Annotated in this window: 19 protein-coding genes; 11 read left to right on the forward strand and 8 right to left on the reverse strand. The window is 63.5% G+C overall.

Translation table 11 applies throughout. From position 1 onward, the window contains the following. Positions 1-15: 15 nt before the first annotated feature. The 7 genes from focA to ARC39_RS02380 all read right to left on the reverse strand — a co-directional run bounded on the left by focA (position 16) and on the right by ARC39_RS02380 (position 5187). Positions 16-909: a formate transporter FocA gene (focA, locus tag ARC39_RS02350; RefSeq protein ID WP_068109409.1), complete on the reverse strand. Its 894-nt coding sequence runs from the start codon at positions 907-909 to the stop codon at positions 16-18. A 160-nt stretch (positions 910-1069) separates the two neighbouring features. Next, positions 1070-2101, reverse strand: coding sequence for an SIS domain-containing protein (locus ARC39_RS02355; protein ID WP_068109411.1), 1032 nt, complete (start codon positions 2099-2101; stop codon positions 1070-1072). Positions 2102-2103: 2 nt separating this feature from the next. Continuing rightward, positions 2104-2868 (reverse strand): GntR family transcriptional regulator, encoded by a 765-nt coding sequence (locus tag ARC39_RS02360; RefSeq protein ID WP_068109413.1) that lies wholly within the window; start codon positions 2866-2868, stop codon positions 2104-2106. A gap of 243 nt (positions 2869-3111) precedes the next feature. Next, positions 3112-3777 (reverse strand): NnrU family protein, encoded by a 666-nt coding sequence (locus ARC39_RS02365; protein WP_078059025.1) that lies wholly within the window; start codon positions 3775-3777, stop codon positions 3112-3114. A gap of 242 nt (positions 3778-4019) precedes the next feature. Next, complete coding sequence (locus tag ARC39_RS02370; protein WP_068109416.1) at positions 4020-4583, reverse strand: DUF1523 family protein; 564 nt, start codon at positions 4581-4583, stop codon at positions 4020-4022. A 10-nt stretch (positions 4584-4593) separates the two neighbouring features. Then, positions 4594-4860: a hypothetical protein gene (locus ARC39_RS02375; RefSeq protein ID WP_068109419.1), complete on the reverse strand. Its 267-nt coding sequence runs from the start codon at positions 4858-4860 to the stop codon at positions 4594-4596. Positions 4861-4959: 99 nt separating this feature from the next. Further along, entirely contained in the window at positions 4960-5187 is a 228-nt protein-coding gene (locus ARC39_RS02380; protein WP_149866279.1) for a hypothetical protein, read from the reverse strand. A gap of 114 nt (positions 5188-5301) precedes the next feature. On the opposite strand from ARC39_RS02380, the gene ARC39_RS02385 reads away from it, so the two are divergent. The 7 genes from ARC39_RS02385 (at position 5302) to ARC39_RS02420 (ending at position 15087) form a co-directional block, all read left to right on the forward strand. After that, complete coding sequence (locus ARC39_RS02385; RefSeq protein WP_068109425.1) at positions 5302-6600, forward strand: acetylornithine deacetylase/succinyl-diaminopimelate desuccinylase family protein; 1299 nt, start codon at positions 5302-5304, stop codon at positions 6598-6600. Between the two features lie 98 nt (positions 6601-6698). Continuing rightward, entirely contained in the window at positions 6699-7646 is a 948-nt protein-coding gene (locus ARC39_RS02390) for an ABC transporter permease (protein WP_068109428.1), read from the forward strand. Further along, on the forward strand, positions 7643-8464 hold the full coding sequence (locus ARC39_RS02395) for an ABC transporter permease (protein ID WP_078059026.1): 822 nt from the start codon (positions 7643-7645) through the stop codon (positions 8462-8464). The genes ARC39_RS02390 and ARC39_RS02395 overlap by 4 nt, the downstream gene beginning before the upstream one ends. Continuing rightward, positions 8461-10023: an ABC transporter ATP-binding protein gene (locus ARC39_RS02400; protein WP_068109431.1), complete on the forward strand. Its 1563-nt coding sequence runs from the start codon at positions 8461-8463 to the stop codon at positions 10021-10023. Before ARC39_RS02395 ends, ARC39_RS02400 begins: the two co-directional genes overlap by 4 nt. Before the next feature lie 84 nt (positions 10024-10107). Next, on the forward strand, positions 10108-12903 hold the full coding sequence (polA, locus tag ARC39_RS02405; RefSeq protein WP_068109434.1) for a DNA polymerase I: 2796 nt from the start codon (positions 10108-10110) through the stop codon (positions 12901-12903). A 384-nt stretch (positions 12904-13287) separates the two neighbouring features. Further along, a complete protein-coding gene (locus tag ARC39_RS02415) occupies positions 13288-14232 on the forward strand; it encodes a cation diffusion facilitator family transporter (RefSeq protein ID WP_068110095.1) in 945 nt (314 codons plus the stop codon). Between the two features lie 51 nt (positions 14233-14283). After that, positions 14284-15087 (forward strand): crotonase/enoyl-CoA hydratase family protein, encoded by an 804-nt coding sequence (locus ARC39_RS02420; protein ID WP_068109439.1) that lies wholly within the window; start codon positions 14284-14286, stop codon positions 15085-15087. 36 nt (positions 15088-15123) lie between these two features. Here the strand turns inward: ARC39_RS02420 and ARC39_RS02425 are convergent, their stop codons facing one another. Continuing rightward, entirely contained in the window at positions 15124-15726 is a 603-nt protein-coding gene (locus ARC39_RS02425) for a DUF1285 domain-containing protein (protein WP_068109444.1), read from the reverse strand. A 61-nt stretch (positions 15727-15787) separates the two neighbouring features. On the opposite strand from ARC39_RS02425, the gene ARC39_RS02430 reads away from it, so the two are divergent. The 4 genes from ARC39_RS02430 to ARC39_RS02445 are packed head-to-tail and all read left to right on the forward strand — an operon-like array spanning position 15788 to position 22537. Next, positions 15788-16795 (forward strand): AAA family ATPase, encoded by a 1008-nt coding sequence (locus tag ARC39_RS02430; RefSeq protein WP_068109446.1) that lies wholly within the window; start codon positions 15788-15790, stop codon positions 16793-16795. Further along, complete coding sequence (locus ARC39_RS02435; RefSeq protein ID WP_068109449.1) at positions 16792-17670, forward strand: DUF58 domain-containing protein; 879 nt, start codon at positions 16792-16794, stop codon at positions 17668-17670. Before ARC39_RS02430 ends, ARC39_RS02435 begins: the two co-directional genes overlap by 4 nt. Beyond that, complete coding sequence (locus ARC39_RS02440; protein WP_068109452.1) at positions 17670-20456, forward strand: DUF4159 domain-containing protein; 2787 nt, start codon at positions 17670-17672, stop codon at positions 20454-20456. The genes ARC39_RS02435 and ARC39_RS02440 overlap by 1 nt, the downstream gene beginning before the upstream one ends. Next, positions 20453-22537, forward strand: a complete 2085-nt coding sequence (locus tag ARC39_RS02445) for a hypothetical protein (RefSeq protein WP_068109454.1) — start codon at positions 20453-20455, stop codon at positions 22535-22537. Before ARC39_RS02440 ends, ARC39_RS02445 begins: the two co-directional genes overlap by 4 nt. The last annotated feature ends 98 nt before the right edge of the window (positions 22538-22635 follow it).

Genomic DNA, 22635 nt, shown 5'->3' on the forward strand with positions numbered 1-22635 from the left:
TCGGGCGAAGCTAGACTAGACCTCCTGACCAGTGCAGTCGGTCGTTGCCTCGTCGTGTGGCGTATTCAGCGGCCGCAAGTAGATGAACCAGTAGAGCAGCCCCACGAGAAGCCCGCCGCCGATGATATTGCCGATCGTGACGGGCAGGAGGTTGTGCATCAGGAAGTTGCTCCACGTGAGATCGATGAATTCGGCCGGTGTCCTGCCCGTTTCCGCCCAGAATGCGGCATCTGCCGCGTTTGCGGTGAGGATTGCCATGGGGATCTGGAACATGTTCGCAACGCAGTGCTCGAAGCCCGCGGCCACGAACATCGCCACCGGCAAAACCACCGCAAGCAGTTTATCGGTGACGGTGCGAGCGGAGAATGTCATCCAGACACCGAGGCAGACCATCACGTTGCACATCACGCCCAGCGCGACTGCTTGGGCGAAACCGTGATGCAGCTTGTGTTGGGCGATGGTCATGTAGCTCAGCCCCACTTGCCCGTGTCCGAGGGTGTAGTGCTTGGCCGTCTGCATGATCAGCACAAGGCCGAGTGCTCCCACGAAGTTGCCCACGTAGACCAGCGCCCAATTGCGGCCAAGCTGCGCCCAGGAGATCTTTCGGCTGGCTTTTGCCACCACCGTCAGCACCGTGCTGGTGAACAACTCGCCGCCGTTCACCACCACCAGCATCAATCCGAGACTGAAGGCGATGCCGCCGATTAGCCGGTTCAATCCCCAGCCAATACTCTCGTTTCCGGTCGTCACGACCGTGTAGAAGACAAAGGCGATACCGATGAATGCCCCGGCCGAGATGGCCAGGATGAAGGCCGAAAGCGGTGCCTTCGTTGCCTTGGCTACGCCGAGGTTTTCGGCCTTGCGAGCCATCTCCGCCGGTAGCAGGGCGTCGAAACTGTCGTGTTGCATGACTCACCTCTGGCAGGACGTACGTATCCACCGCAATCGGGATGGCGGCTTGGGTGTCAGCCTGTGGATCGTCCATGCAGAGCGGCAAGTCGAGCCACAATCAGGGAAACCCGCCTCCCGCAGAGCGAATGGCGCTGCTGGTCCCGGCCATAGCCGGCTGTCAGATCGTCTGGGTCACTTTCTGGAGGTGCCGGGGCGTGTCGGGGTCGATCCCGCGTTCCACCGCGAAGCGCTCCACCATGGAATAGAACGACACGATCAGGCTGATCGGGTCCGTCAGCGGATGACCCGTGCGGACATGGTCGATCGGCGTGGCGGCGGACACCTTCGGTGAGGTGACGAAAACCCTCGCACCCTTGTTAGAAATCTGGTCGGCGATCTCGTTCACGGCTTTTTCGGCGGCGTCCTCGGCGGCGAAACAGATCACGGGGAATCCTTCGCCGACAATGGACACCGGCCCGTGCAACACTTCGGCAGAGGAATAGCTCTCGGCATGGAGCTGACACGTTTCTTTGAACTTCAGCGCAGCCTCGTTGGAAACCGCCCACGCCGGGCCGCGCCCGAGCGTAAAGAGGGAGTGGCGGCCGTCGAGGGTGGCACGCACCTCGGGCCAGTCCACTGCCGTTGCTCCGTGGAGGAGGTCAGGAAGATGCATCAGCGCGGTGACAAGCGCCTCGTCCTGTTTCCATTCGGCCAACAGGAGTAACCCGGCGACGATCGAGGTGACGAAGGTTTTGGTTGCCGCGACAGAGCGCTCCGGACCCGCGCATATGTCCAATGTATGCGAGCAGCTTTCGGCCAGCGGAGAGTGCCGGTTGTTGGTGATCGCCATGGATATGGCGCCGTCGAAACGCGCCATGCGCGCCAACTCCACGATATCGGGGCTCTTGCCCGATTGCGAGACGGCGATGCACAGGCTTTGCTGGAGCCGCAAGTGCGCATCGTAGATTGACGCGATGGAGGGTCCGACCGACGCCACCGGCAGCCCGAGCAACAGTTCACTGGCGTATTTCAGGTATGTGCAGGCATGGTCCGAAGAGCCGCGTGCGATGGTTATCGCGAAGGCCGGGTTGCGTGCTGCGGCCGCGCGGGCTGCGTCCTCGATCGCCGGCCGGCCCTTGGACATCAGTCTCTCTACCGCCGCGGGGATTTCACGGATTTCGCGCCGCATCTGTGTTTCTGGAATTTCCATGGTCACTCCTGCCTGCTTGCCAATCTCAACTCGACCACCAGTTCGTAGGCGTCGCCGCGGTACGTTGACCGGGTGAATTCCGCCACACGGCCGCTTTCGAGGAAACTGCGCCGTTCGGTTGTCAGCGCCGCAACATTCGGTGTCAGTTCCAGCAATGCTGCCGCTTCCGCATCGAGATTCACGGCCGATATCTTTTGCAATGCCCGCACCGGGCGCTGACCGCGACGCTCCAGAAGGTCGTAGAGGGAATGCGCGACGGATTCGGGGTCGGGCAGAATATCGACCGGTAGCGCGGCTCGTTCGATCGCCATTGGACGGCCGCCGGCAAGCCGCAGGCGACTGAGCCGCGCGACGTTGTCGCTTGGCGCAAGTGCCAGTGCCACGACCTCCTCCGGCGACGGCACGAATATCCCCTGCTCGAGCCAGGTCGTCTGGGTCTCCAGCCCGCGTCGGGTCATCTCGTCGGTAAACGACGTAAGTCGGGCCAGCGTTTCATCGGACCGACTGTGCGCGTCGGTTACGAACGATCCTGAACCTTGTCGCTGTATGACCACCCCTTTTTCCGTCAGCAGGCGAATGGCCTTGCGAACCGTGACGCGCGACAAGCCGGTCAGGTTGGCGATTTCCCGTTCCGGAGGTAGCGGAGCGTCAGGCGGGAAGATCCCGAGGTCGATCCCTTCCTCTATTCGACGGCGCAAGCACACGTAGCGCGGTCCATCCGCCGCGTTCATCCAGCCCTTCGGTGACAGGAAATCCGCTACCGGCATGATGCCGGCTCATCCAGGTGCCATCCGGTCGACCCTTTGGCGGTCGCCTCTCCGGATGCAGATGAAATACTCAACGCCAAAACCATACCTAATGAATACCAATTCGTCGCGGGTCGTGATGATTCTTCTCAAGTAATCGCACACAATCCCAGATTCCCAAGAAAAATGTGGATACTGTCAACCTGTGATCCACAAAATAGGTATTTCAAAGGTACTATGTTTGGTGGGGTCGTCGTGAACCGCTCAAAATGCCGGTTGTACGCCGATCACCGCGCCATGCCCTACCAGTAGAACGGCAAACGCGGTCGCTCCGGCAAGCAGGCGCAGTATGCCGCTCCGCGTAACCGTCACGCGGCGCGGCAGACGGCACAACTCACTCCACCGCTTCGTCCCGAGTTCACGCTTTTTTCGGCGGTCTATGAGCCGCATTCCAAGGAGTGAAAAGCCGGCGAAGATTCCGAACAGGATGACGTGGGCCAATGTGCCATTCGGCAATAGATGGCTGGCCGACCAGAGAAACAGTGCCAGCAGGAGCGGATGGCGGTGCCAACCGACTATTCCGGGCCTGTAGGGATCGAACGCTTCGTTGCGTGCGCCTCCAAACGAGAGCGGATTGGGGCGCGCAATGGCGAGGGATGCAATGCCGCAGGCAACGGCCACGGCGGCGAAGGTCACGTAGTCCTGCCACAGGGCGCGGTCCCACAAGAGGACGTCGGGCGCGCGGTTTGCCGCGACGATCAGAAATGCAAGTGCTGCAAGTGACAACAGCGAGTAGGCCAGCGTGAACCCCGCCGGTCCCAGTACGGCGACGAGTCGGGCCTTGTTTTTAGGGCGTACGGGAAGCGAGTGCGTCAGAAGGAAAACCGCGAAAGCACTCGCAAAACTCACCCAGCCCAGAAGGTCCTGCATCGTGTTGCCACCGTTCCTGTCACTCGTGCCAGTGCAAACGGCACGCTCTTCGCGTATGGGGCAATCGCAGAAGTGGCGTCACCGCAAGCGTGTCTTGCGCCATCATCGCCCCCAAGTCGGACCGTGCCGCCGGAAATCGCGCACTGAAGTTATTGACCTTCGCAACACCGACGGACTTCGGTTCAGATCGGCACAGCACCACGCTCAAAGCGCTTGTTGACGCCGTTTTTCGATTTACCGCCTCACTCTCCATCGAGCAGAGGATCAATCCGCTTTGCGCGGAACTTCCGCCAACGCGACCAGATTGCCAGCCAGATGCAGCCCAGCACCACCAGGATCGAGATGGAGATCCACGGGATGACCCTGGTGTCCGGACCGTCGACGAGTTTCACGCTGATCGCATTGGGGTAGATCGAGAGGTACTGCATACGCCAGCCATACTTCTTCACGGCCACCCACCGCGGCGCGTCTTCGGAGGATTGCAAGTCCGTCGCATGGGCCTGCAGATTGGATGTGTTGAACTTGAAGTAGGGTGGCCATCCCCACCCGGTATCTTCGTTTCGATAAATGATCGGGTTGCCGTTCGGTCGGAACGCCTGGATGAAGAACACGTCACGACCGGTAACCTCGGTCGATTCTCCGGTGTTGGAATTCGCCCAGAAGATCGAATTATCGCCGAAATCCACGCGCTTCTCGTAGGTATCGGTGATCCGGACCACATCGTTGCGCGGCAAGGTATAATGCAGGAAAGTGCCGATCATTGCGATGAGCAGGAGCCAGATGGTCCATTTGATATAGTACCACATTGGGCGAACCTCAGTTGTAATTCGTGAAATAGATGATGGTGCCGATTAGCAGGATCGGCACGACATAGACGCCGAGAATGAGCTTGCGGCGCAGCGATTGATCGTAGTCCTCCAACCCGTCTCGGACAAAGGCCTCGCGGTCGCCCGATTGGCCCTCTTCGTCCCATTCCGCTTCCAGCTTGTCGCGCCGAACCGCGCGCGAATAGAGCGAAAGCGAGACGTATACAATCGTCAGAACCACGAAGAGGATCAGCACAAGCCGCGCCAACGCGAACATTCAAACCTCCGTCCTTTCAGCGGGCAGAACTCCGGTTATCGTCTTGATACTCTGCTTCTTCGCCGCGTGCGACAGGCATTTGGGTACCTCTGCGTCACGTCAATTGTTTCGCGCTGCGCAAGTGTACGATGTGTGCCGCAGACGGACGAGCATGCCTCGGATCAGGACGATCAGCCCAATCGCGAGGCACCACCCGAGAATCACGTCGAACGCGGCGAGCGCGGCGCGAAAGGCAGCCGCATCGCCGCTCGGATCGTGTGAGGCGAGCCAGCGAAGGCCGAAACCGCCAGCCATAAGACCGGTCAATGTTCTCTGTTTCCACGTCATAGTGCCCTCGCGCCCCGCGCCGGCCGACGATAGCGCTGCTCGCGGAGCCGGTCACCCGGAATTGCGGGGTCACGCGCCATTGTTCCCACCGTCGACCGGGGCTAGCTTCGCGCCATGACAGAAGACATCGACAGGCGACTCACCGCGGCGGTGGCGTCGCGAAGGGACGCACTTGTGGCGTTGACGCAGGATCTCATCCGGATTCCCACGCTCAACCCACCCGGTCGCAACTACCGCGAGATTTGCGACTATCTTGACGGTCGGCTATCCGGCGCGGGTTTCCAGGTGGAACTGATCCGCGCCGAGGGCGCGCTGGCCGATAGCGATGCGCATCCGCGATGGAACCTCGTCGCGCGCCGGGAGGGGCGGCGCAGCGGGGAAACCGTCCACTTCAACTCGCACCACGATGTGGTGGAGGTGGGCAACGGCTGGACCGTCGATCCATTCGGCGGAGAAGTGATCGACGGGCGCGTCTACGGTCGTGGGGCCTGTGACATGAAAGGCGGGCTTGCCGCGTCCATTGTCGCGGCAGAGGCGTTCATCGGGGCGTTTCCCGATTTCTCCGGTGCTGTAGAGATATCGGCGACGGCCGACGAGGAATCCGGCGGGTTCGGCGGTGTCGCCTATCTCGCCGAACAGGGCTGGTTCGCCCCGTCGCGCGTACAGCACGTGATTATTCCAGAGCCGCTGAACAAGGACAGGATATGCCTTGGCCACCGCGGCGTATGGTGGGCGGAGATCGAGACGAAGGGTCGGATCGCCCATGGTTCGATGCCGTTTCTGGGCGATTGCGCAGTGCGCCACATGGGCGCGGTTTTGGCGGAGATGGAGGCAAATCTATTTCCCCTGCTCGCCGGCAAACGCACCGAAATGCCGGTGGTTCCCGACGGCGCGAAGCAATCGACACTCAATATCAACGCGATCCACGGTGGAGAGCCGGAACAGGATCCCGATTACACCGGCCTTCCGGCGCCTTGCGTACCCGACCGTTGCCGGATCACCATCGACCGGAGATTCCTCATCGAGGAGAATATCGGTGAGGTGAAGGCCGAGGTGCGGGCGATGCTGGAGCGGGTGAAAGCCGCCCGCCCGAGCTTCGACTACGAGATCCGCGATCTCTTCGAGGTTCAACCCACGATGACGGATGAGACCGCTCCCGTGGTCAGAACAGTGTCTGATGCCATCGAGAAGGTCCTGGCCAAGCGGCCGGACTATGTGGTCAGCCCGGGAACCTACGACCAGAAACACATTGATCGGATCGGACGGCTGAAGAACTGTATCGCCTATGGTCCCGGCATACTTGATCTGGCGCATCAACCCGACGAATGGGTTGGCGTGCAGGACATGGTCGATAGCGCCACGGTGATGGCGCTGACGCTCGCCGAGTTACTGCTACCGGACCGGCAGGATTAGCGGATGGCAATGCTGCAGGTCACATGGGAGGTGAGGGTTGCGCGCAGGCGAGCAGGGCGCGCATATCTGTGGCGACGAGGCGGCCGGAGCGCCACCGAATGATACATTACACCGCCACGCGACTTCTTTCGCTTACCTTGTCGCTCGTTGCGGCGAGCCTTGTGGTGTTTGCCGTGGTGGAGGTCATACCGGGCGATCCCGCAGCTTACATGCTCGGTTTGAACGCCGCGCCCGAAGCGGTGGAGGCGTTGCGCGACGAACTCGGTCTTACGGGAAGTCTTGCGGAGCGCTATTTCTCCTGGGCCGGCGGGATGTTGCGCGGCGATTTCGGTACGTCGTTCACCTATCGCGTGCCGGTGGCGGATCTGGTGGCGCAGCGGCTCTGGGTCTCGGTACCGCTGGCGATTTTTGCGCTCGTTCTCTCAACGCTCATTGCGCTGCCGGTTGGCATGCTGGCGGCGGCGCGGCGCGGGCGGGCGACCGACTACGGGATAATGGGCGCGACTCAGCTCGGCATCGCGGTGCCTAATTTCTGGTTTGCGATGTTGCTGGTCGTACTTCTCGCGATAACCTGGCCGATCTTTCCGGCCGGAGGGTTCCCGGGGTGGGATGCAGGGTTTTGGCCGGCGCTCAAGGCGCTGACTCTTCCAGCCGTTGCATTGGCGCTGCCACAGGCGTCTATCCTTGCGCGGGTCATGCGCTCAGCACTGATCGAGACGCTCGGGCAGGATTACATCCGAACCGCGCGCGCAAAGGGTCTGACCGAAGGGCAGGCGATCCGCAACCACGGGATGCGCAATGCCATGATCCCCGTGCTGACGATCATAGGCCTGCAATTCTCATTCCTCCTGGCAGGTGCGATTATCATCGAGAAGGTGTTTTTCTTGCCCGGACTTGGCCTGCTCATTTTTCAGGGGATCACGCAACGCGACCTCGTCGTGGTGGAATCGGTGGTGATGCTTCTCGTGTTCGCGGTCATCCTTGTGACGTTCCTGGTCGACCTGGCCTACGCTGCCGTCGACCCGCGCCTGAGGCACGGCCGGTGAGGTGGCCTATCCAACTCCTGCTCGGGTCGGCGCTCTTCGCCGTTTTCCTGATCGCGGCGTTACTATCGCTGATCTGGACACCCTATCCGGTGACGGAACTGGCGATCGCCGACAAGCTGTCCCCGCCGTCGGCCGACCATTGGCTCGGTACCGACCATCTTGGTCGCGACATGGTGTCCATGTTGATGGCTGGCGCGCGGACATCCATCGCCGTGGCGTTGCTTGCCGTCGGTATCGGCATTGCCCTCGGCGTCCCGCTTGGGTTGGCCGCTGCCGCGCGGCGGGGGACACTGCTCGACGAGGTCATCATGAGGGGCAACGACCTGGTCTTCGCGTTCCCTTCGCTCGTGATTGCAATCCTGATCACGGCCGTGTTCGGGCCATCGGCGGTCAATGCCATCCTCGCCATAGGCATCTTCAACGTGCCGGTCTTTGCGCGCGTGGCGCGGGGTGCGGCGCTCACGGTTTGGCCACGGGAGTTCATCCTCGCCGCCCGCGTCGCAGGCAAAGGGGCGGCATTGATTTCAGCCGAACACATCCTGCCCAACATCGCCAACCTGCTGGTGGTGCAGGGGACGATCCAGTTTTCGATGGGCATTCTGGCCGAAGCGGGCCTTTCCTATGTCGGCCTCGGCGCCCAGCCGCCTACGCCGTCCTGGGGCCGGATGCTGGCGGATGCACAAACATTCTTCTACGCCTACCCGCGACTCGCCCTTCTGCCGGGGCTTTGCATTGTGATGACGGTGTTGGGGTTGAACCTCATGGGCGACGGGCTGCGAGACTTCTTGGACCCGCGGTTGCGGAGGGCGGTGCGGTGATCGCGCTCGACGGCGTTTCCCTTGGCATTGGTGGCCAGCCCATCCTGCATAACGTCTCTCTCAGGATCGACGCGGGAAAAGTGCTGGGGCTGGTCGGCGAGAGCGGCTCCGGGAAGTCAATGACGGCGCTTTCTGTGATGCGTCTTTTGCCTGAGGCTGCGACGCTGACCGGGCAGATTTCTCTCGAGGGCCGAGACCTTACGGCACTCTCGGAACGCCAGATGTGCGCGGTGCGCGGCGCGGATGTTGGCATGATCTTTCAGGAGCCCATGACAGCGCTGAACCCGGTGCAGAGCATCGGTGATCAGGTGGCCGAGACGTTGCTAGTGCATGGTGCGGCTGGCCGTGCGGAGGCGGCCCGGATCGCTCGCGAACGTTTGACGCGGGTTGGCATGTCGCCGGACCGGTTTCCGCTTGATCGGTTCCCGCATGAGCTTTCTGGAGGTCAGCGTCAGCGGGTTTGTATTGCTCTGGCCATTGCTCTCAGGCCGAAACTGCTGATCGCTGACGAGCCGACCACGGCGCTTGACGTAACGACACAGGCGAAGATTCTGGAGCTGATCCGCGAATTGGTTCGCGAGGAGGGCATGGGATGCCTCTTGATCAGCCACGATCTGGCGGTCGTCGCTCAGATGTCCGACCGGATCGCGGTTATGAAGTCGGGCGAGGTGGTCGAGCATGGTCCGACGAGTGACGTCCTCGAACAGATGCAGCATCCTTACACCCGGGCGCTTTTCGAGGCGTCGCGGCACCAACCGAACAGAACCCATGAACGGAATGGCGACCCACTGCTTGAAGTGCGCGAGGCGGTCCGCGACTACCCGCTGAAGCGCGCGCGGTTATTTGGGCCGCGCCCATCGTTCCGGGCCGTGGATGGGGTGAGCCTCACCATCCAGCGCGGCGAGAGCCTTGGGCTGGTCGGGGAATCGGGATGTGGCAAGTCCACCCTGACCCGCGCGATCCTGGGGCTGGAACCGCTGCAGGACGGATCAATCCTGCTCGACGGCAAGCCCGTTACACCCGAAATGCCGGCCGACCTGCGCCGCCGGATGCAGGTGGTGTTTCAGGATCCTTACGGCAGTTTCAATCCGCGTCACCGGGTGCGCCGCCTGCTTGCAGAACCGTTCCACCTGACCGGCCGGCCGGCGGACATGGAGGCGCGGCTCGTCGAGGCGCTGGAGAGCGTCGGGCTCGCCCCGTCCGATCTGGAAAAGTTCCCACACGAGTTTTCCGGCGGCCAGCGGCAGCGGATTGCCATTGCCCGGGCGCTGGTCGCGCGCCCGGATTTGATTGTGCTGGATGAGGCGGTCTCCGCGCTCGATGTGTCGATCCGGGCGCAGATCCTCGATCTTCTGGTTGAATTGCAGGCGCGGCACGGGCTGACATACTTGTTTATTTCTCACGACCTGACCGTTGTGCGGGCGGTGACAGACCGGGTGCTGGTCATGCGGGCCGGAAGGATCGTGGAGTCGGGCGAGACCGAGGCTGTCTTTGCCGCGCCGCGCAATCCCTACACGCAGGCGTTGCTCGCGGCCGCGCCCGTTCTGCCGGCAGCCTGAGTAGCGAGGGTGAACTCCCGACAGCGGTAGACCCCGTGCGGCGGCCAATGTAGCAAGGTCGGGCGAACAACGAAGGGGGCCGCCATGGCATTCGGCAAGGGACATCACCTGCATCTGATCGACGGGTCGGCCTTCATATTTCGGGCTTACCATGCCTTGCCGCCACTCACGCGCAAGTCCGACGGGCTGCCCGTGGGCGCGGTCGCCGGCTTCTGCAACATGCTGCACAAATATGTCGAGGCCAACACGGGCCCGGACGCGCCGACCCATGCGGCCGTGATCTTCGACTATTCCGGCAAATCCTTCCGCAACGAGATCTACGACCTCTACAAAGCCAACCGCCCGCCCGCGCCGGAGGATCTTGTCCCGCAATTCCCGCTGACGCGGGAGGCAACCCGTGCCTTCAATATTGCCTGCGAAGAGGTCGAGGGCTTCGAGGCCGACGACATCATCGCAACTCTGGCCTGTCAGGCGCGGGAGGCTGGCGGACGGGTGACAATCATCAGCTCCGACAAGGATCTGATGCAACTCGTCGGCGGCGGCGTGGAGATGCTCGACGCGATGAAAAACCGCCGTATCGGGATCGAGCAGGTCGAGGAGAAGTTCGGTGTTGGCCCGGATCGTGTTGTGGACGTGCAAGCGCTTGCCGGGGATTCCGTCGACAACGTGCCGGGAGCGCCGGGCATCGGAATCAAGACCGCGGCGCAGCTCATCAACGACTTTGGCGATCTGGAGACGCTGCTCGACCGGGCCGAGGAGATCAAGCAACCCAAGCGACGCCAGACGTTGATCGAAAAACGCGACCAGATCGAGTTGTCGAAGCGATTGGTTCAGCTCGATTGCGAGACTCCGCTCGAATTCTCACTGGATGATTTGGAAGTTAGGGAACCGGAGCCCGATGCGCTGCTGGGCTTCCTCGGCCAGATGGAATTCCGTACACTTTCCAAGCGCATCGCGGACCAGATGGGGGTGGAGGCGCCCGCCATCGCCGAGCCCGCACCGGAAGCAGCCGAAGGCGATGCGCCGGAGGCGAAGCCGTTCGACCACGACGCCTATGAGATTGTCCGTGATGCGGAAGCCCTGCAAACGTGGATCGACCGGATCGACGCTTGTGGTTTCGTTGCGGTAGACACCGAGACCACGGGGCTCGACGAGATGACTGCCGAACTCGTGGGCATCTGCCTGTCGGTGGAGGCGGGGCAGGCGGCCTATGTACCGCTCGCGCACAAGGCGGGCAGCGGCGACGGACTCTTTGCGGAGGAGGCACTCGCCGAAGGGCAGATGCCGCTCGACACGGCACTGGAAATGCTGAAGCCCGCGCTCGAGGATCCGGCTGTCCTCAAGATCGGGCAGAACATGAAATACGACGCCAAGATCCTCGCCCGCTATGGGGTCGCGGTAGCGCCCTTCGACGACACGATGCTGATGTCCTACGCCATGCATGCGGGCCTGCACGGGCATGGTATGGACGCGCTGTCAGAGCGCTACCTGAACCACGTGCCAATTCCGATCAAGGAATTGATCGGGTCGGGCAAGAGCCAGATCACCTTCGACCGGGTTGAGGTCGAGACGGCTGCAAAATACGCCGCCGAGGATGCCGACATCACGCTGCGCCTGTGGGAGGTCTTCAAGCCGCAGCTTCATCGGGCGCGGGTCACCACCGTCTACGAAACGCTGGAGCGCCCACTCGTGCCGGTTCTGGCGCGGATGGAAATGGCCGGGGTGAAGGTCGACCGCGACACGCTGAGCCGCATGTCCAATGCCTTTGCGCAGAAGATGGCGGGGCTGGAAGCGGAGTTGCACGAACTGGCCGGCGAGACGTTCAACGTCCAGTCACCGGCGCAGGTCGGCGCGATCCTGTTCGACAAGATGGGGCTGGAGGGCGGAAAGAAAACCAAGACCGGCCAATGGTCCACGCCCGCGCAGGCGCTGGAGGATCTTGCCACCGAGCACGACTTTCCGGCGCGCGTGCTGGATTACCGGGCACTGCAGAAGCTGAAGTCGACCTATACTGATGCGTTGCAGGAGCACATCAACCCCGAGACCGGGCGGGTACACACCTCCTACATCCAGTCCGGCGCCAACACCGGGCGGCTCGCCTCGACCGACCCGAACCTGCAGAACATTCCGGTGCGGACGGAAGAGGGGCGGCGTATCCGGGAAGCTTTCGTGGCGGAGCCGGGCAACGTTCTGGTCAGCCTCGACTATTCCCAGATCGAGTTGCGTATCCTCGCCCACGTGGCCGGGATCGACGCATTGAAACAGGCGTTCCGGGAGGGGCAGGACATCCACGCGATGACGGCGTCGGAAATGTTCGACGTGCCGATGAAGGAGATGACGCCGGAGATCCGACGGCAGGCCAAAGCGATCAACTTCGGTGTGATCTATGGCATTTCCGGTTTCGGGCTCGCACGCAACCTGCGTATCCCGCGCAGCGAGGCACAGGGGTTCATCGATCGCTATTTCGAACGTTTCCCCGGCATCCGCGCCTACATGGACGACACCGTGGCCTTCGCGAAGGACAAGGGCTACGTGCAGACGCTCTTTGGCCGCAAGATCCACACGCCGGAGATCAACGCCAAGGGGCCCGGAGCGGGCTTTGCCAAGCGGGCGGCGATCAATGCGCCGATCCAGGGCACTGCGGCCGACGTGATCCGGCGCGCGATGATCCGAATGGACGATGCCATCGAAGGACTGCCCGCAAAGATGCTGCTGCAGGTCCACGACGAATTGATCTTTGAAGTGGATGAGGGCGCCGTGGACGAGACCGTTTCCCGCGTCCGCGAGGTCATGGAAGGCGCTGCCGAACCTGCGGTGAAACTCGATGTGCCGCTCGTGGTGGACGCAGGCCAGGGGGCGAACTGGGCGGAGGCGCATTGAGGGCGGCCATGGACGCTATATCAGGTCGGAATGCTGGTTATCGCATGCCTGGCATTTGCGTCGCTGTTCGCAGCCATGCGACTCCGAATGCCGGGGTTTGCTGTTCCGAGCGCCGTCTTGCTGTTGCTCCTGTTCGTGCCAATCTGGGGTCTCGTATTGGGATCTGATCTTGACGAGACGCCAACGGCTCGAACCGACGCCATTGGGTGAACGCCTGCGAGGTCGCCGATCCACGAGTCCGACCAAGTTAGGGGCGCTCGAGCGTCTCTGGGGCCGGTGTGCTTCGCGCCCGGAGGTTACGCCGGCCGGTGCACCGAAAGCCTTCTTGCGTCTCGCGGTGTTATTTGAAAACAGGACTTGACGGAGACCTGCGTGGAGGCGGCGATGCCACACGATCATCATCATCACCAAATCCCCCCGGAGAGCGGCGACAAGCGCATCTTTCTGGCCGTTGCCGTGAATGTCGCGCTGACGCTGGTGCAGATCGTGGCCGGTGTGATTTCCGGGTCTCTGGCACTCATCGCCGATGCGATTCACAATCTCAGCGATGCGCTGTCGCTTGTTATCGCCTTTGCCGCGCGGCGGATTGCCCGGCGTCCGGCAGATGCGGAGATGACGTTCGGCTATGGCCGGGCGGAGGTGGTGGCCGCGCTCGTCAATTACACGACGCTCATCGTGATCGCGCTCTACCTTGTGGCCGAAGGCGTGTCGCGGCTTCTCGACCCACCCGAGGTGCAGGGCTGGATTGTCGTCGCCGTTGCTGCGGCTGCGCTGGTCGTGGATACCGTGACCGCGCTGCTGATCTTTCGCATGTCGAAGGACAGCGCGAATATGCGCGCGGCATTTCTTCACAACGTGATGGATGCGCTCGGTTCGGTGGCGGTCATTGTGAGCGGCACGCTCATCCTGCTCTATGATTGGCGGCTGGTGGACCCGCTGGCGACCCTGCTGATCGCCGGGTACATCCTTTGGCACACTGCTCGGGAACTCGGGCCGGTGATCCGGGTCCTCATGCTGGGCACCCCGCCGGGTGCCCCGGCGGCGGATGTGCTGGAATGCATGGAGGCAATCGACGGTGTGGAGGAGGTCCATCACCTGCACCTGTGGATGATGGGCGAGCACGAGGTATCGCTGGAGGCTCACGTGGTGCTTGCCGAGGCCGCCGATGCCGATGCGGTCAAGGCGGCTCTGAAAAAGCGGCTCGGCGTGGCCTTCGGAATTGAGCACACGGTTCTGGAACTGGAAACTGAACAGAACCGATGCGCTTCGTCACAACAGATTGGCCACGCTTGCGGCGCCCTGGATAATGCGACCCACCGTCATGCTTGACGCAATTGGGCTAGTTGGCGTTCTCTCCCCCGAATTTTGAGGAGGAAACGCATGTCGGAGGAACTGGTGCGGGTCGAGAACCCGCAGGGTCCGATCGCTGAAGTGTGGTTTGACCGGCCAAAAAAGAAAAACGCTCTGACCCTGGATATGCTTGACCGCCTGACGGACGTGGGACGCGCGCTGGCAAAGGAGGCGCATCTGCGTGCCGTAATACTGGCAGGCACAGGTGGCGATTTCTCGGCCGGACTCGATACGGATCTGCTCGTTGGAATGGAGGGGCAGGCCGACACCCTGAAAACGGAGTTGTTGAATCCTCCCGACGGTGGTGCAGCAAACCGTTTTCAGCTGCCGGCGACGATATGGTCACAAGTTTCGGTGCCGGTGATCGCGGCGGTCGAGGGGGTGTGCTTCGGCGCCGGATTGCAGATCGCTCTCGGCGCGGACCTTCGGATTGCGCGCCCCGATGCGCGTCTTTCGATCATGGAAGGAAAATGGGGCCTGATTCCAGACATGGGTATCTCCGAAACCCTGCCGCACCTGCTATCCGCCGACCGCGCGAAAGAACTCATTATGACAGCCCGGATCCTTCAGGGCGCCGAGGCGCATGCGTTGGGCCTCGTTACGCGATTGTCCGATGCGCCGCTGGAAGAGGCGCGCAACCTGGCCCGTGCGTTGTGCAGCCGATCGCCCGACGCGGTCCGAGCGGGAAAGCGGCTGGTGGACCGCATCTACGAGAACGCACTAGTGCAGGGCCTGCGGCTTGAAGCGGAGTTGCAGGCGGCGCTGATCGGTTCGCCAAACCAGGTGGAAACCGTCGCCGCCGCACTCCAGAACCGGCCGCCGTCCTATCGATAGGCAATGCCGTGGTGGGGGGGGACAAACGCCTGGACTTCAGGGTAATTCCGATGAGGGGATGAACGGGAAGAACTCTCCCCGGGACCAGAGGCCGAACCAGTCGCGACCGCCGTGTGCGTGGTGTGCACCCATCTCCACCAGCCGGTAGAAGGTCTTTCGGTCGATCCGCGCCTCAAGCGCCGCCCGAACCAGAACATAAGGCGATGGTTCGCCGGTCACCGCGTCTCGTTCCACGCGGATCGGGTGCTGAGGGCCGGCGGCGACGGTGTCTCCCACGTTGGTCGTGAAAGTGATCGCTTGCGCCTGTCCCGTCCCGGTAGCGTCGCTATCGACGGCAACGAAAGGCACGTCTTCCACCCGAATCCCCACCTTCTCGACTGGCGTTACGAGGAAGTAATCCTCGCCATCACGCCGGAGAATCGTGGAAAACAGTCGTACCAGCGGTGCTCTGCCGATCGGTGTTCCATTGTAGAACCACGTCCCGTCGCGTCGGATTTCCATGTCCAGATCGCCACAAAAGGGCGGATTCCAGAGGTGAACCGGCGGCAGGGCGCCGGAATTGCCCGCTTTGGCGGCCGCCGCGGCAAGGCTTTCCGGCGAGGGCGACGTGGCGGTTTTGTCTTTTCCCGGATTTGTCATTTGTTCCGCCCCTATTATCTGACTTACTTGTTCCGAGACTAACGCCCAAGGAAGCCCACGCATGTCCGATCCTACCGAACTCGTCGCCGAAATCGAAGCTCTGGGGGAGAAGCTTGCGCAAGCCAAGGGGTCCATCACACGTCGCTTCATCGGCCAGGAACGCGTCGTGGACCTCGTACTGTCTGCATTGCTGTGCGGCGGCCACGGTCTGTTGATCGGCCTTCCCGGCCTTGGCAAGACACGGTTGGTAGACACACTCGGCACGGTCATGGGGCTGGGGACGAACCGGATTCAGTTCACGCCGGACCTCATGCCGGCCGATATCTTGGGGTCTGAAGTTCTGGAGACCGGCGAAGGTGGCCGGCGGGATTTTCGCTTCATCGAAGGGCCGATCTTCTGCCAGCTGCTCATGGCTGACGAGATCAACCGGGCCAGCCCGCGGACCCAGTCGGCGCTCCTGCAGGCGATGCAGGAAAAAGAGGTCACGATTGCCGGTGCGCATCGCGCCCTCGGTGCGCCTTTCCACGTGCTTGCCACACAGAACCCGATCGAGCAGGAGGGCACCTATCCGCTTCCCGAGGCGCAGCTCGACCGATTCCTCGTTCAGATCGACGTGCCGTACCCCGACCGGCAAACCGAGCACGATATCCTCCTGGCGACGACGGGGATCGAGGAGGATGCGGCCCATGCCGTCTTCACCGCCGACGAGTTGCTGGCCGCCCAGGTGGTGCTGCGCCGGATGCCGGTGGGAGAAAAGGTCGTGGAGCTCATTCTTGATCTTGTCCGCGCCTTCCGGCCCGGCGAACCCGGTGTGCCGGAGGCTGTCACCAGGAATGTGAGCTGGGGGCCGGGGCCGAGGGCGGCGCAAGCGCTCATGCTTACCGTGCGCGCCCGAGCCCTCCTCGACGGCCGGCTCGCCCCCTCGCCGGAGGACGTGGTGCAGATGGCAGAACCCGTGCTTCTGCACCGCATGGCGCTGACCTTTGCGGCTCGCGCGCGAGGAGAAAGCCTGGGTCAACTCATACATTCCGTCGCCGCGCAGGTGGGCGGCATCGAGGCGGCCGCGTGAGCCAGGCCGGGCCTCAACTCCGGACGCGGGCAGAAGGGCTTGCGGCCGCCCTGCCGCCGTTACTGGCGCAGGCCGAGCATCTTGCCTCGACCGTTCTGCTTGGCTCGCATGGTCGGCGCAGAGCGGGCACGGGAGACGAGTTCTGGCAGTATCGTCCCATTTCTCAGGGCGACGAAGTGCGCGAAATCGACTGGCGCCGGTCGGCCAAATCGGATGTCCACTTCATCCGTCAGAAGGAATGGCAGGCGGCGCAGAGCGTGGTGATCTGGGTCGATGGCTCCCGCTCGATGGGGTTTTCGGGCGACCGGAACCGTCCCGCCAAGTCTGACCGTGCCCGGTTGCTGGCACTTGCGCTGTCAGTGCTGCTGGTAAGGGCGGGGGAACGCGTCGGGCTGGCCAACATCGGTGCTCCGCCGCGCAGCGGGCAAATCCAGCTTGTTCGGCTCGCCGAGGCGCTCACCGGGGATCTTTCGGCGGACGACTACGGCACGCCGGAGACGCCGGGTTTGCCGCAGCATGCCCGCGCGGTGTTCCTTTCGGATTTCATGGGGGATATGTCGGGCGTGGAAAGCGCACTGGCCAAGGCCGCCGACCGCGGCGTGCGGGGCACGCTGTTTCAGATCCTCGACCCGGTCGAGGAGACATTTCCGTTCGACGGGCGGACGATCTTCGAAAGCATGGGTGGGACGCTGGAACACGAAACCCTGAAGGCCGGTGAGCTGAAGGAGCGCTATCTTGCGCGCCTTGCCGAACGCAAGGACAGGCTGGATCACCTCGCGCGTGTGTCTGGCTGGCTCTATGAATGCCATCACACCGGCGATAGCGCCCAGCCGGCCCTCCTGTGGCTCTATGCGGCGCTGGAGCGGTCCCGCTGATGTGGATGCTCGGCCCCATAGGATTCACCGCGCCGCTGCTGTTGCTCGGGCTACTGGCGTTGCCGATCCTGTGGATTTTGCTGCGCGCCGTGCCGCCCGCGCCAATCCGCCGTCGCTTCCCCGGCGTCGCATTGCTTCTGGGCCTGTCCGACGACGAAACGCAGACGGACCGGACGCCCTGGTGGCTGCTGCTGATCCGCATGCTGGCGGCGGCGGCGATTATTATCGGTTTTGCCGGACCGGTGCTCAATCCGCGAATGGAACACACCGGCCGCGGCCCGATGCTTGTCGTTGTGGACGGCACCTGGGCGGATGCGCCCGACTGGGCGCGCCGACAGGACAGGATTGCCGCGCTTCTGGAAGAGGCGGGGCGTGCCGGACGGCCGGTGGCACTCGTCAGCCTGACGGACTTGCCCGCCGGCCCGCCGGATTTTCGTTCGGCAGATCGCTGGGCAACACAGGTCGCCGGCCTCTCGCCAAATCCGTGGGAACCCGATCCGGAAGAACAAGCCGCCTGGATCGACGGGCTGGGTCAGGATTCGTTCGAGACGATCTGGCTCTCCGACGGGCTGGAACGGGATACCCGTGCTGAGATACTGGCCGCTCTGGAAGCCCGCGGAGCAGTCCGCGTCATCGAGGGCGGACGCCCGATCCAGGTGTTGGCACCCGCCCGTTACGAGGATGGTGAGGTAACACTCAACGTTCGCAGGGCGCTCACAGCTGGTGAAGCTGAGCTGCGCATCTCTGCCATCGGTCGCGACCCGGCGGGCACCGAGCGGGAACTTGCGAGCGCCGACATGACGATTGACCGCGGTGCGGACGGTGCTGACGTGGCCCTTGTGCTGCCACCTGAACTCCGCAACCGCATATCTCGGTTCCAAATTTCCGGGCTGCGCTCGGCTGCTGCCGTTTCACTGACCGACGACAGCCTGAAGCGCCGCGAGGTCGCCTTGATTGCCGCGCGCGACGATCGCGAGGGGCTTGAGTTGCTCTCCCCGCTTCACTACCTGCGACAGGCTCTGGCGCCCACGGCCGACCTGTTGGATGGCGCCCTCATGGATATCCTGCCGGCCAATCCAGATGCGATCCTGCTTGCGGACGTGGCACGCCTTGCACCGGCGGAGTCGGAGGCGCTTTCCGCTTGGGTCGAGGATGGCGGGTTACTGGTGCGTTTCGCCGGGCCGCGTCTCGCCGCGTCAGATGTCAGCCGGAGCGAGCTTGACCCGTTGATGCCGGTTCGCCTCCGGGAGGGGGGGCGCAGCGTTGGCGGTGCGATGAGCTGGGGCGAGCCGCGCACCTTGCGGCGCTTTGCCGAGGGCTCTCCCTTCTTCGGGCTGGTAATCCCTGCCGACGTGACGGTGCAAAGCCAGGTCATGGCGCAACCCGACCCGGAGCTTGGCGCACGGGTCATCGCGGCGCTGGCAGACGGGACACCCCTCGTGACGCGGCGCCCGGTCGGCGCGGGACAGGTCGTGCTTTTTCATGTGACCGCCAATGCGGAGTGGTCCAGCTTGCCGTTGTCAGGGCTCTTCGTACAGATGCTGGAGCGGCTTGCCGTCTCTACCCAACCGGCACGCCCCTCGGCGGAGGATCTGGCCGGAACGACTTGGTCGGCTGAACGGGTGTTGACCGCCTTTGGCGATCTGGAAGATGGCGATGCGCTGCCCGGGGTGGAGAGTGAGCGTCTGTCCACCCGCCGTTTCGGCGCTGACATGCCGCCGGGTCTCTATACAGACGGTGAGCGCAGCCTCGCGCTCAATGTGATCGCCGAAGACGAGGTGCTTCTGCCCGCGCGCTGGCCGGCGCGCATCCCGGTGGAAGGGCTGAGCATGGCCCGCGAAATCCGGCTTGCTGGCCCGGCACTGACCTTGGCGTTGGCGTTGCTGGCGCTCGACCTCATCGCGTCTCTATGGCTCTCCGGCCGCCTGCGTGGCCTGCGTGGAACCACCGCGGCGCTTGTCGCAATCGCGCTGCTTTTGCCGTCCGCTCCGCCGGTCGAGGCGCAGGAGAGCGCCGCACAGGCAGCAGCAGATGCCCGCGCGCTCGCGGCCACGGGGGAGGTTGTTCTCGCACATGTCATCACCGGGGACACGACGGTCGATAGGCTCGCAGAAGCCGGATTGCGTGGCCTCACCGATACGCTGTTCGGCCGAACCTCGGTTGAGCCTGCCGACCCCGTCGCGGTGAATCTGGAGACCGACGAACTGGCCTTCTATCCCTTCCTCTATTGGCCGGTCTCCGAAGGCCAGCCTCTGCCATCTGCCGAGGCCTATGTCCGGCTCAATCGCTACCTGAGGTCCGGCGGGCTGATCCTGTTCGACACACGCGATGCCGATATCGGCGGTTTCGGCTCCGCCACGCCAACAGGCCGCAAGCTACAGCAACTTGCTGCGCCGCTCGATATACCGCCGTTGGAGCCCATTCCGCAGGACCATGTGCTCACCCGCACATTTTACCTGTTGCAGGATTTCCCTGGCCGGTATTCCTCACGCGATGTCTGGGTCGAGGCCGTTGCAACCGAGGCCGAACTTGCCGACGGGATGCCCTTCCGGAATCTGAACGATGGCGTCACACCCGTGGTGATCGGCGGCAACGATTGGGCATCGGCCTGGGCGGTGGACCGGTCCGGCGCGCCGCTCTACCCGGTGGGGCGTGGTTTTGCTGGCGAGCGCCAGCGGGAATTGGCCCTACGTTTCGGTGTGAACCTGATCATGCATGTGCTGACCGGCAATTATAAATCCGACCAGGTTCACGTGCCGGCGCTTCTGGACAGGCTCGGACAATGAACGGTGCGTCGGATATCCTCTTCGATCCGCTGCTGCCGTGGGCCGCCGTCTGGATCATTGCCGGCGTCGCGGCGCTGCTCATAGCCTTCGCGGCATTGCGGGGGCTTAGGGGATGGTGGCTCCGCGCGCTTGCCGCTCTGGCATTGCTTGTGGCCATCGCCAACCCCTCCTGGCAGGTGGAAGATCGCACGGCGCTCTCCGACATCGTTTTGCTGGTCGTGGACCGGACGGCGAGCCAGCAGATCTCCGATCGCAGCGACCAAACGGACGCTGCGGTGGCGCGTGTCACCGAGGCGGTGGAGGCACTGCCCGACACGGAGTTGCGTGTGGTCACTGTGCGGGATGGGGACGACAACGCGGGCACGCTGGCCATGACGGCGCTGTCAGAATTGCTGGCGGAAGAGCCACGGTCGCGTGTCGCCGGTGCGATCCTCGTCAGCGATGGACAGATCCACGACGTGGAACGGGCGCCGGATCTGCCTGCGCCACTGCACCTGCTGCTCACGGGCCATACGACGGATTGGGATCGCCGCCTGTTGGTGCGCAACGCGCCGGCTTTTGCCATCGTGGACGAGGAGATCACCCTCACGCTCCGGATCGAGGATTCCGGCGCCGTGCCGGAGACGATGGAAAGCGGGCCTGCCCGCATCTCCATATCCGTGGATGGCGGCGAACCAATGTTTTTTGACGTACCAGTCAATCAGGATCTGGAACTGCCGCTGACCTTGCCGCACGGCGGAATGAACGTGGTACAGATCGAGGTGGAGTCAGCCGAGGGCGAGTTGACCGAACGCAACAATGCCGCCGTTGTGCAGATCAATGGGGTGCGGGATCGTCTGCGCGTGCTGCTGGTATCCGGTGAGCCACATGCCGGCGAGCGCACATGGCGAAACCTGCTGAAGTCCGACTCGTCGGTGGACCTCGTTCACTTCACGATCCTCCGACCGCCGGAGAAACAGGACGGCGTTCCCGTGACCGAGCTGTCGCTCATCGCCTTTCCCACGCGCGAGCTCTTCCTCGAGAAGGTGGACGAATTCGACCTGATCATCTTCGACCGCTACAAGCGGCGAGGCATCCTGCCGATGATATATCTCGACAATGTGGTCTCCTATGTCGAAGGCGGCGGTGCGGTACTGGTGGCCGCCGGGCCGGATTTCGCGGCAGCAGAGAGCATTTACCGGTCTCCGCTCTCAGACGTTCTTCCCGGCAGCCCGACAGCGCGGGTGATTGAAGAGGGGTACCGGCCGGCGGTCACCGACACCGGCGCGAAACATCCGGTGACCGAAGGCTTGGAGGCGCTGGCGCCACCGCCGCCGGAAGGCGAGGACGGGGCAGGCTGGGGACGTTGGTTCCGCCTGATCGACCTTGTTCCGGAGCGCGGCGAGGTGGTCATGAGCGGCCCCGATGACCGGCCGCTCCTGATCCTCGACCGTTTTGGCGAGGGACGCGTGGCGCTCCTTGCCTCGGATCACGCCTGGCTCTGGTCGCGCGGTTACGAGGGTGGGGGACCGCAGCTCGAGTTACTGCGGCGCCTGGCGCACTGGATGATGAAGGAACCGGAACTGGAGGAGGAGGCGCTCACTGCAACGGCCGAAGGGCTCGACGTGACGCTTACCCGCCGTACCCTCGGCGACGCGCCGGACCCCGTTGAAGTGACCGCGCCGGACGGCAGCACGCGTACCGTTGCGCTGGCCGAGGCAAGCCCGGGGCGCTACATTGGCGCCTTCACCGGTGAAACGACCGGCCTCTATCGACTGGCGGAGGGCGAGCTATCCGGCGTCGTAGCGCTAGGACCGGCCGCGCCGCGCGAGTTCGAGCAGACGATCGCGACCTCGGAGATCCTGTCGGAGCCCGTCGCGCTCCGGCGTGGTGGCGTACTCAGTCTCGAAGATGGCTTACCTGGCATTCGGCAGGTTCGCGAAGGGCGCAGCGCGTCCGGCCGCGGGTGGATCGGAATAACGCCGCGCGGTGCCTATCGCACTGCGGATGTCACCGTGATCCCGCTGGTTGCGCCATTGCTCTTTCTATTGCTGGCAATCGGATTGACGCTCGGGGCGTGGCTGCGCGAGGGCCGCCGATAGGTGCAACGCGGCAAGCGGTGATTGTTGCGTGCAGGCCGCTGGGAAACGCAAGCCGCAACTCGCTCCCAAAGTGTGCGCAGGCGCAGAGAACCCGCCGT

It is taken from the genome of Tropicimonas marinistellae (assembly GCF_001509585.1).
Taxonomy (GTDB): domain Bacteria; phylum Pseudomonadota; class Alphaproteobacteria; order Rhodobacterales; family Rhodobacteraceae; genus Tropicimonas; species Tropicimonas marinistellae.

Coding starts and splice junctions, on each gene's coding strand:
- ARC39_RS02390 (WP_068109428.1), top strand. CDS start 6,699: ATGATACATTACACCGCCACGCGACTTCTTTCGCTTACCTTGTCGCTC.
- ARC39_RS02360 (WP_068109413.1), bottom strand. CDS start 2,868: ATGCCGGTAGCGGATTTCCTGTCACCGAAGGGCTGGATGAACGCGGCG.
- ARC39_RS02380 (WP_149866279.1), bottom strand. CDS start 5,187: ATGACGTGGAAACAGAGAACATTGACCGGTCTTATGGCTGGCGGTTTC.
- ARC39_RS02375 (WP_068109419.1), bottom strand. CDS start 4,860: ATGTTCGCGTTGGCGCGGCTTGTGCTGATCCTCTTCGTGGTTCTGACG.
- ARC39_RS02425 (WP_068109444.1), bottom strand. CDS start 15,726: ATGACAAATCCGGGAAAAGACAAAACCGCCACGTCGCCCTCGCCGGAA.
- ARC39_RS02370 (WP_068109416.1), bottom strand. CDS start 4,583: ATGTGGTACTATATCAAATGGACCATCTGGCTCCTGCTCATCGCAATG.
- ARC39_RS02445 (WP_068109454.1), top strand. CDS start 20,453: ATGAACGGTGCGTCGGATATCCTCTTCGATCCGCTGCTGCCGTGGGCC.
- ARC39_RS02415 (WP_068110095.1), top strand. CDS start 13,288: ATGCCACACGATCATCATCATCACCAAATCCCCCCGGAGAGCGGCGAC.
- ARC39_RS02430 (WP_068109446.1), top strand. CDS start 15,788: ATGTCCGATCCTACCGAACTCGTCGCCGAAATCGAAGCTCTGGGGGAG.
- polA (WP_068109434.1), top strand. CDS start 10,108: ATGGCATTCGGCAAGGGACATCACCTGCATCTGATCGACGGGTCGGCC.
- ARC39_RS02440 (WP_068109452.1), top strand. CDS start 17,670: ATGTGGATGCTCGGCCCCATAGGATTCACCGCGCCGCTGCTGTTGCTC.
- focA (WP_068109409.1), bottom strand. CDS start 909: ATGCAACACGACAGTTTCGACGCCCTGCTACCGGCGGAGATGGCTCGC.
- ARC39_RS02365 (WP_078059025.1), bottom strand. CDS start 3,777: ATGCAGGACCTTCTGGGCTGGGTGAGTTTTGCGAGTGCTTTCGCGGTT.
- ARC39_RS02420 (WP_068109439.1), top strand. CDS start 14,284: ATGTCGGAGGAACTGGTGCGGGTCGAGAACCCGCAGGGTCCGATCGCT.
- ARC39_RS02355 (WP_068109411.1), bottom strand. CDS start 2,101: ATGGAAATTCCAGAAACACAGATGCGGCGCGAAATCCGTGAAATCCCC.
- ARC39_RS02385 (WP_068109425.1), top strand. CDS start 5,302: ATGACAGAAGACATCGACAGGCGACTCACCGCGGCGGTGGCGTCGCGA.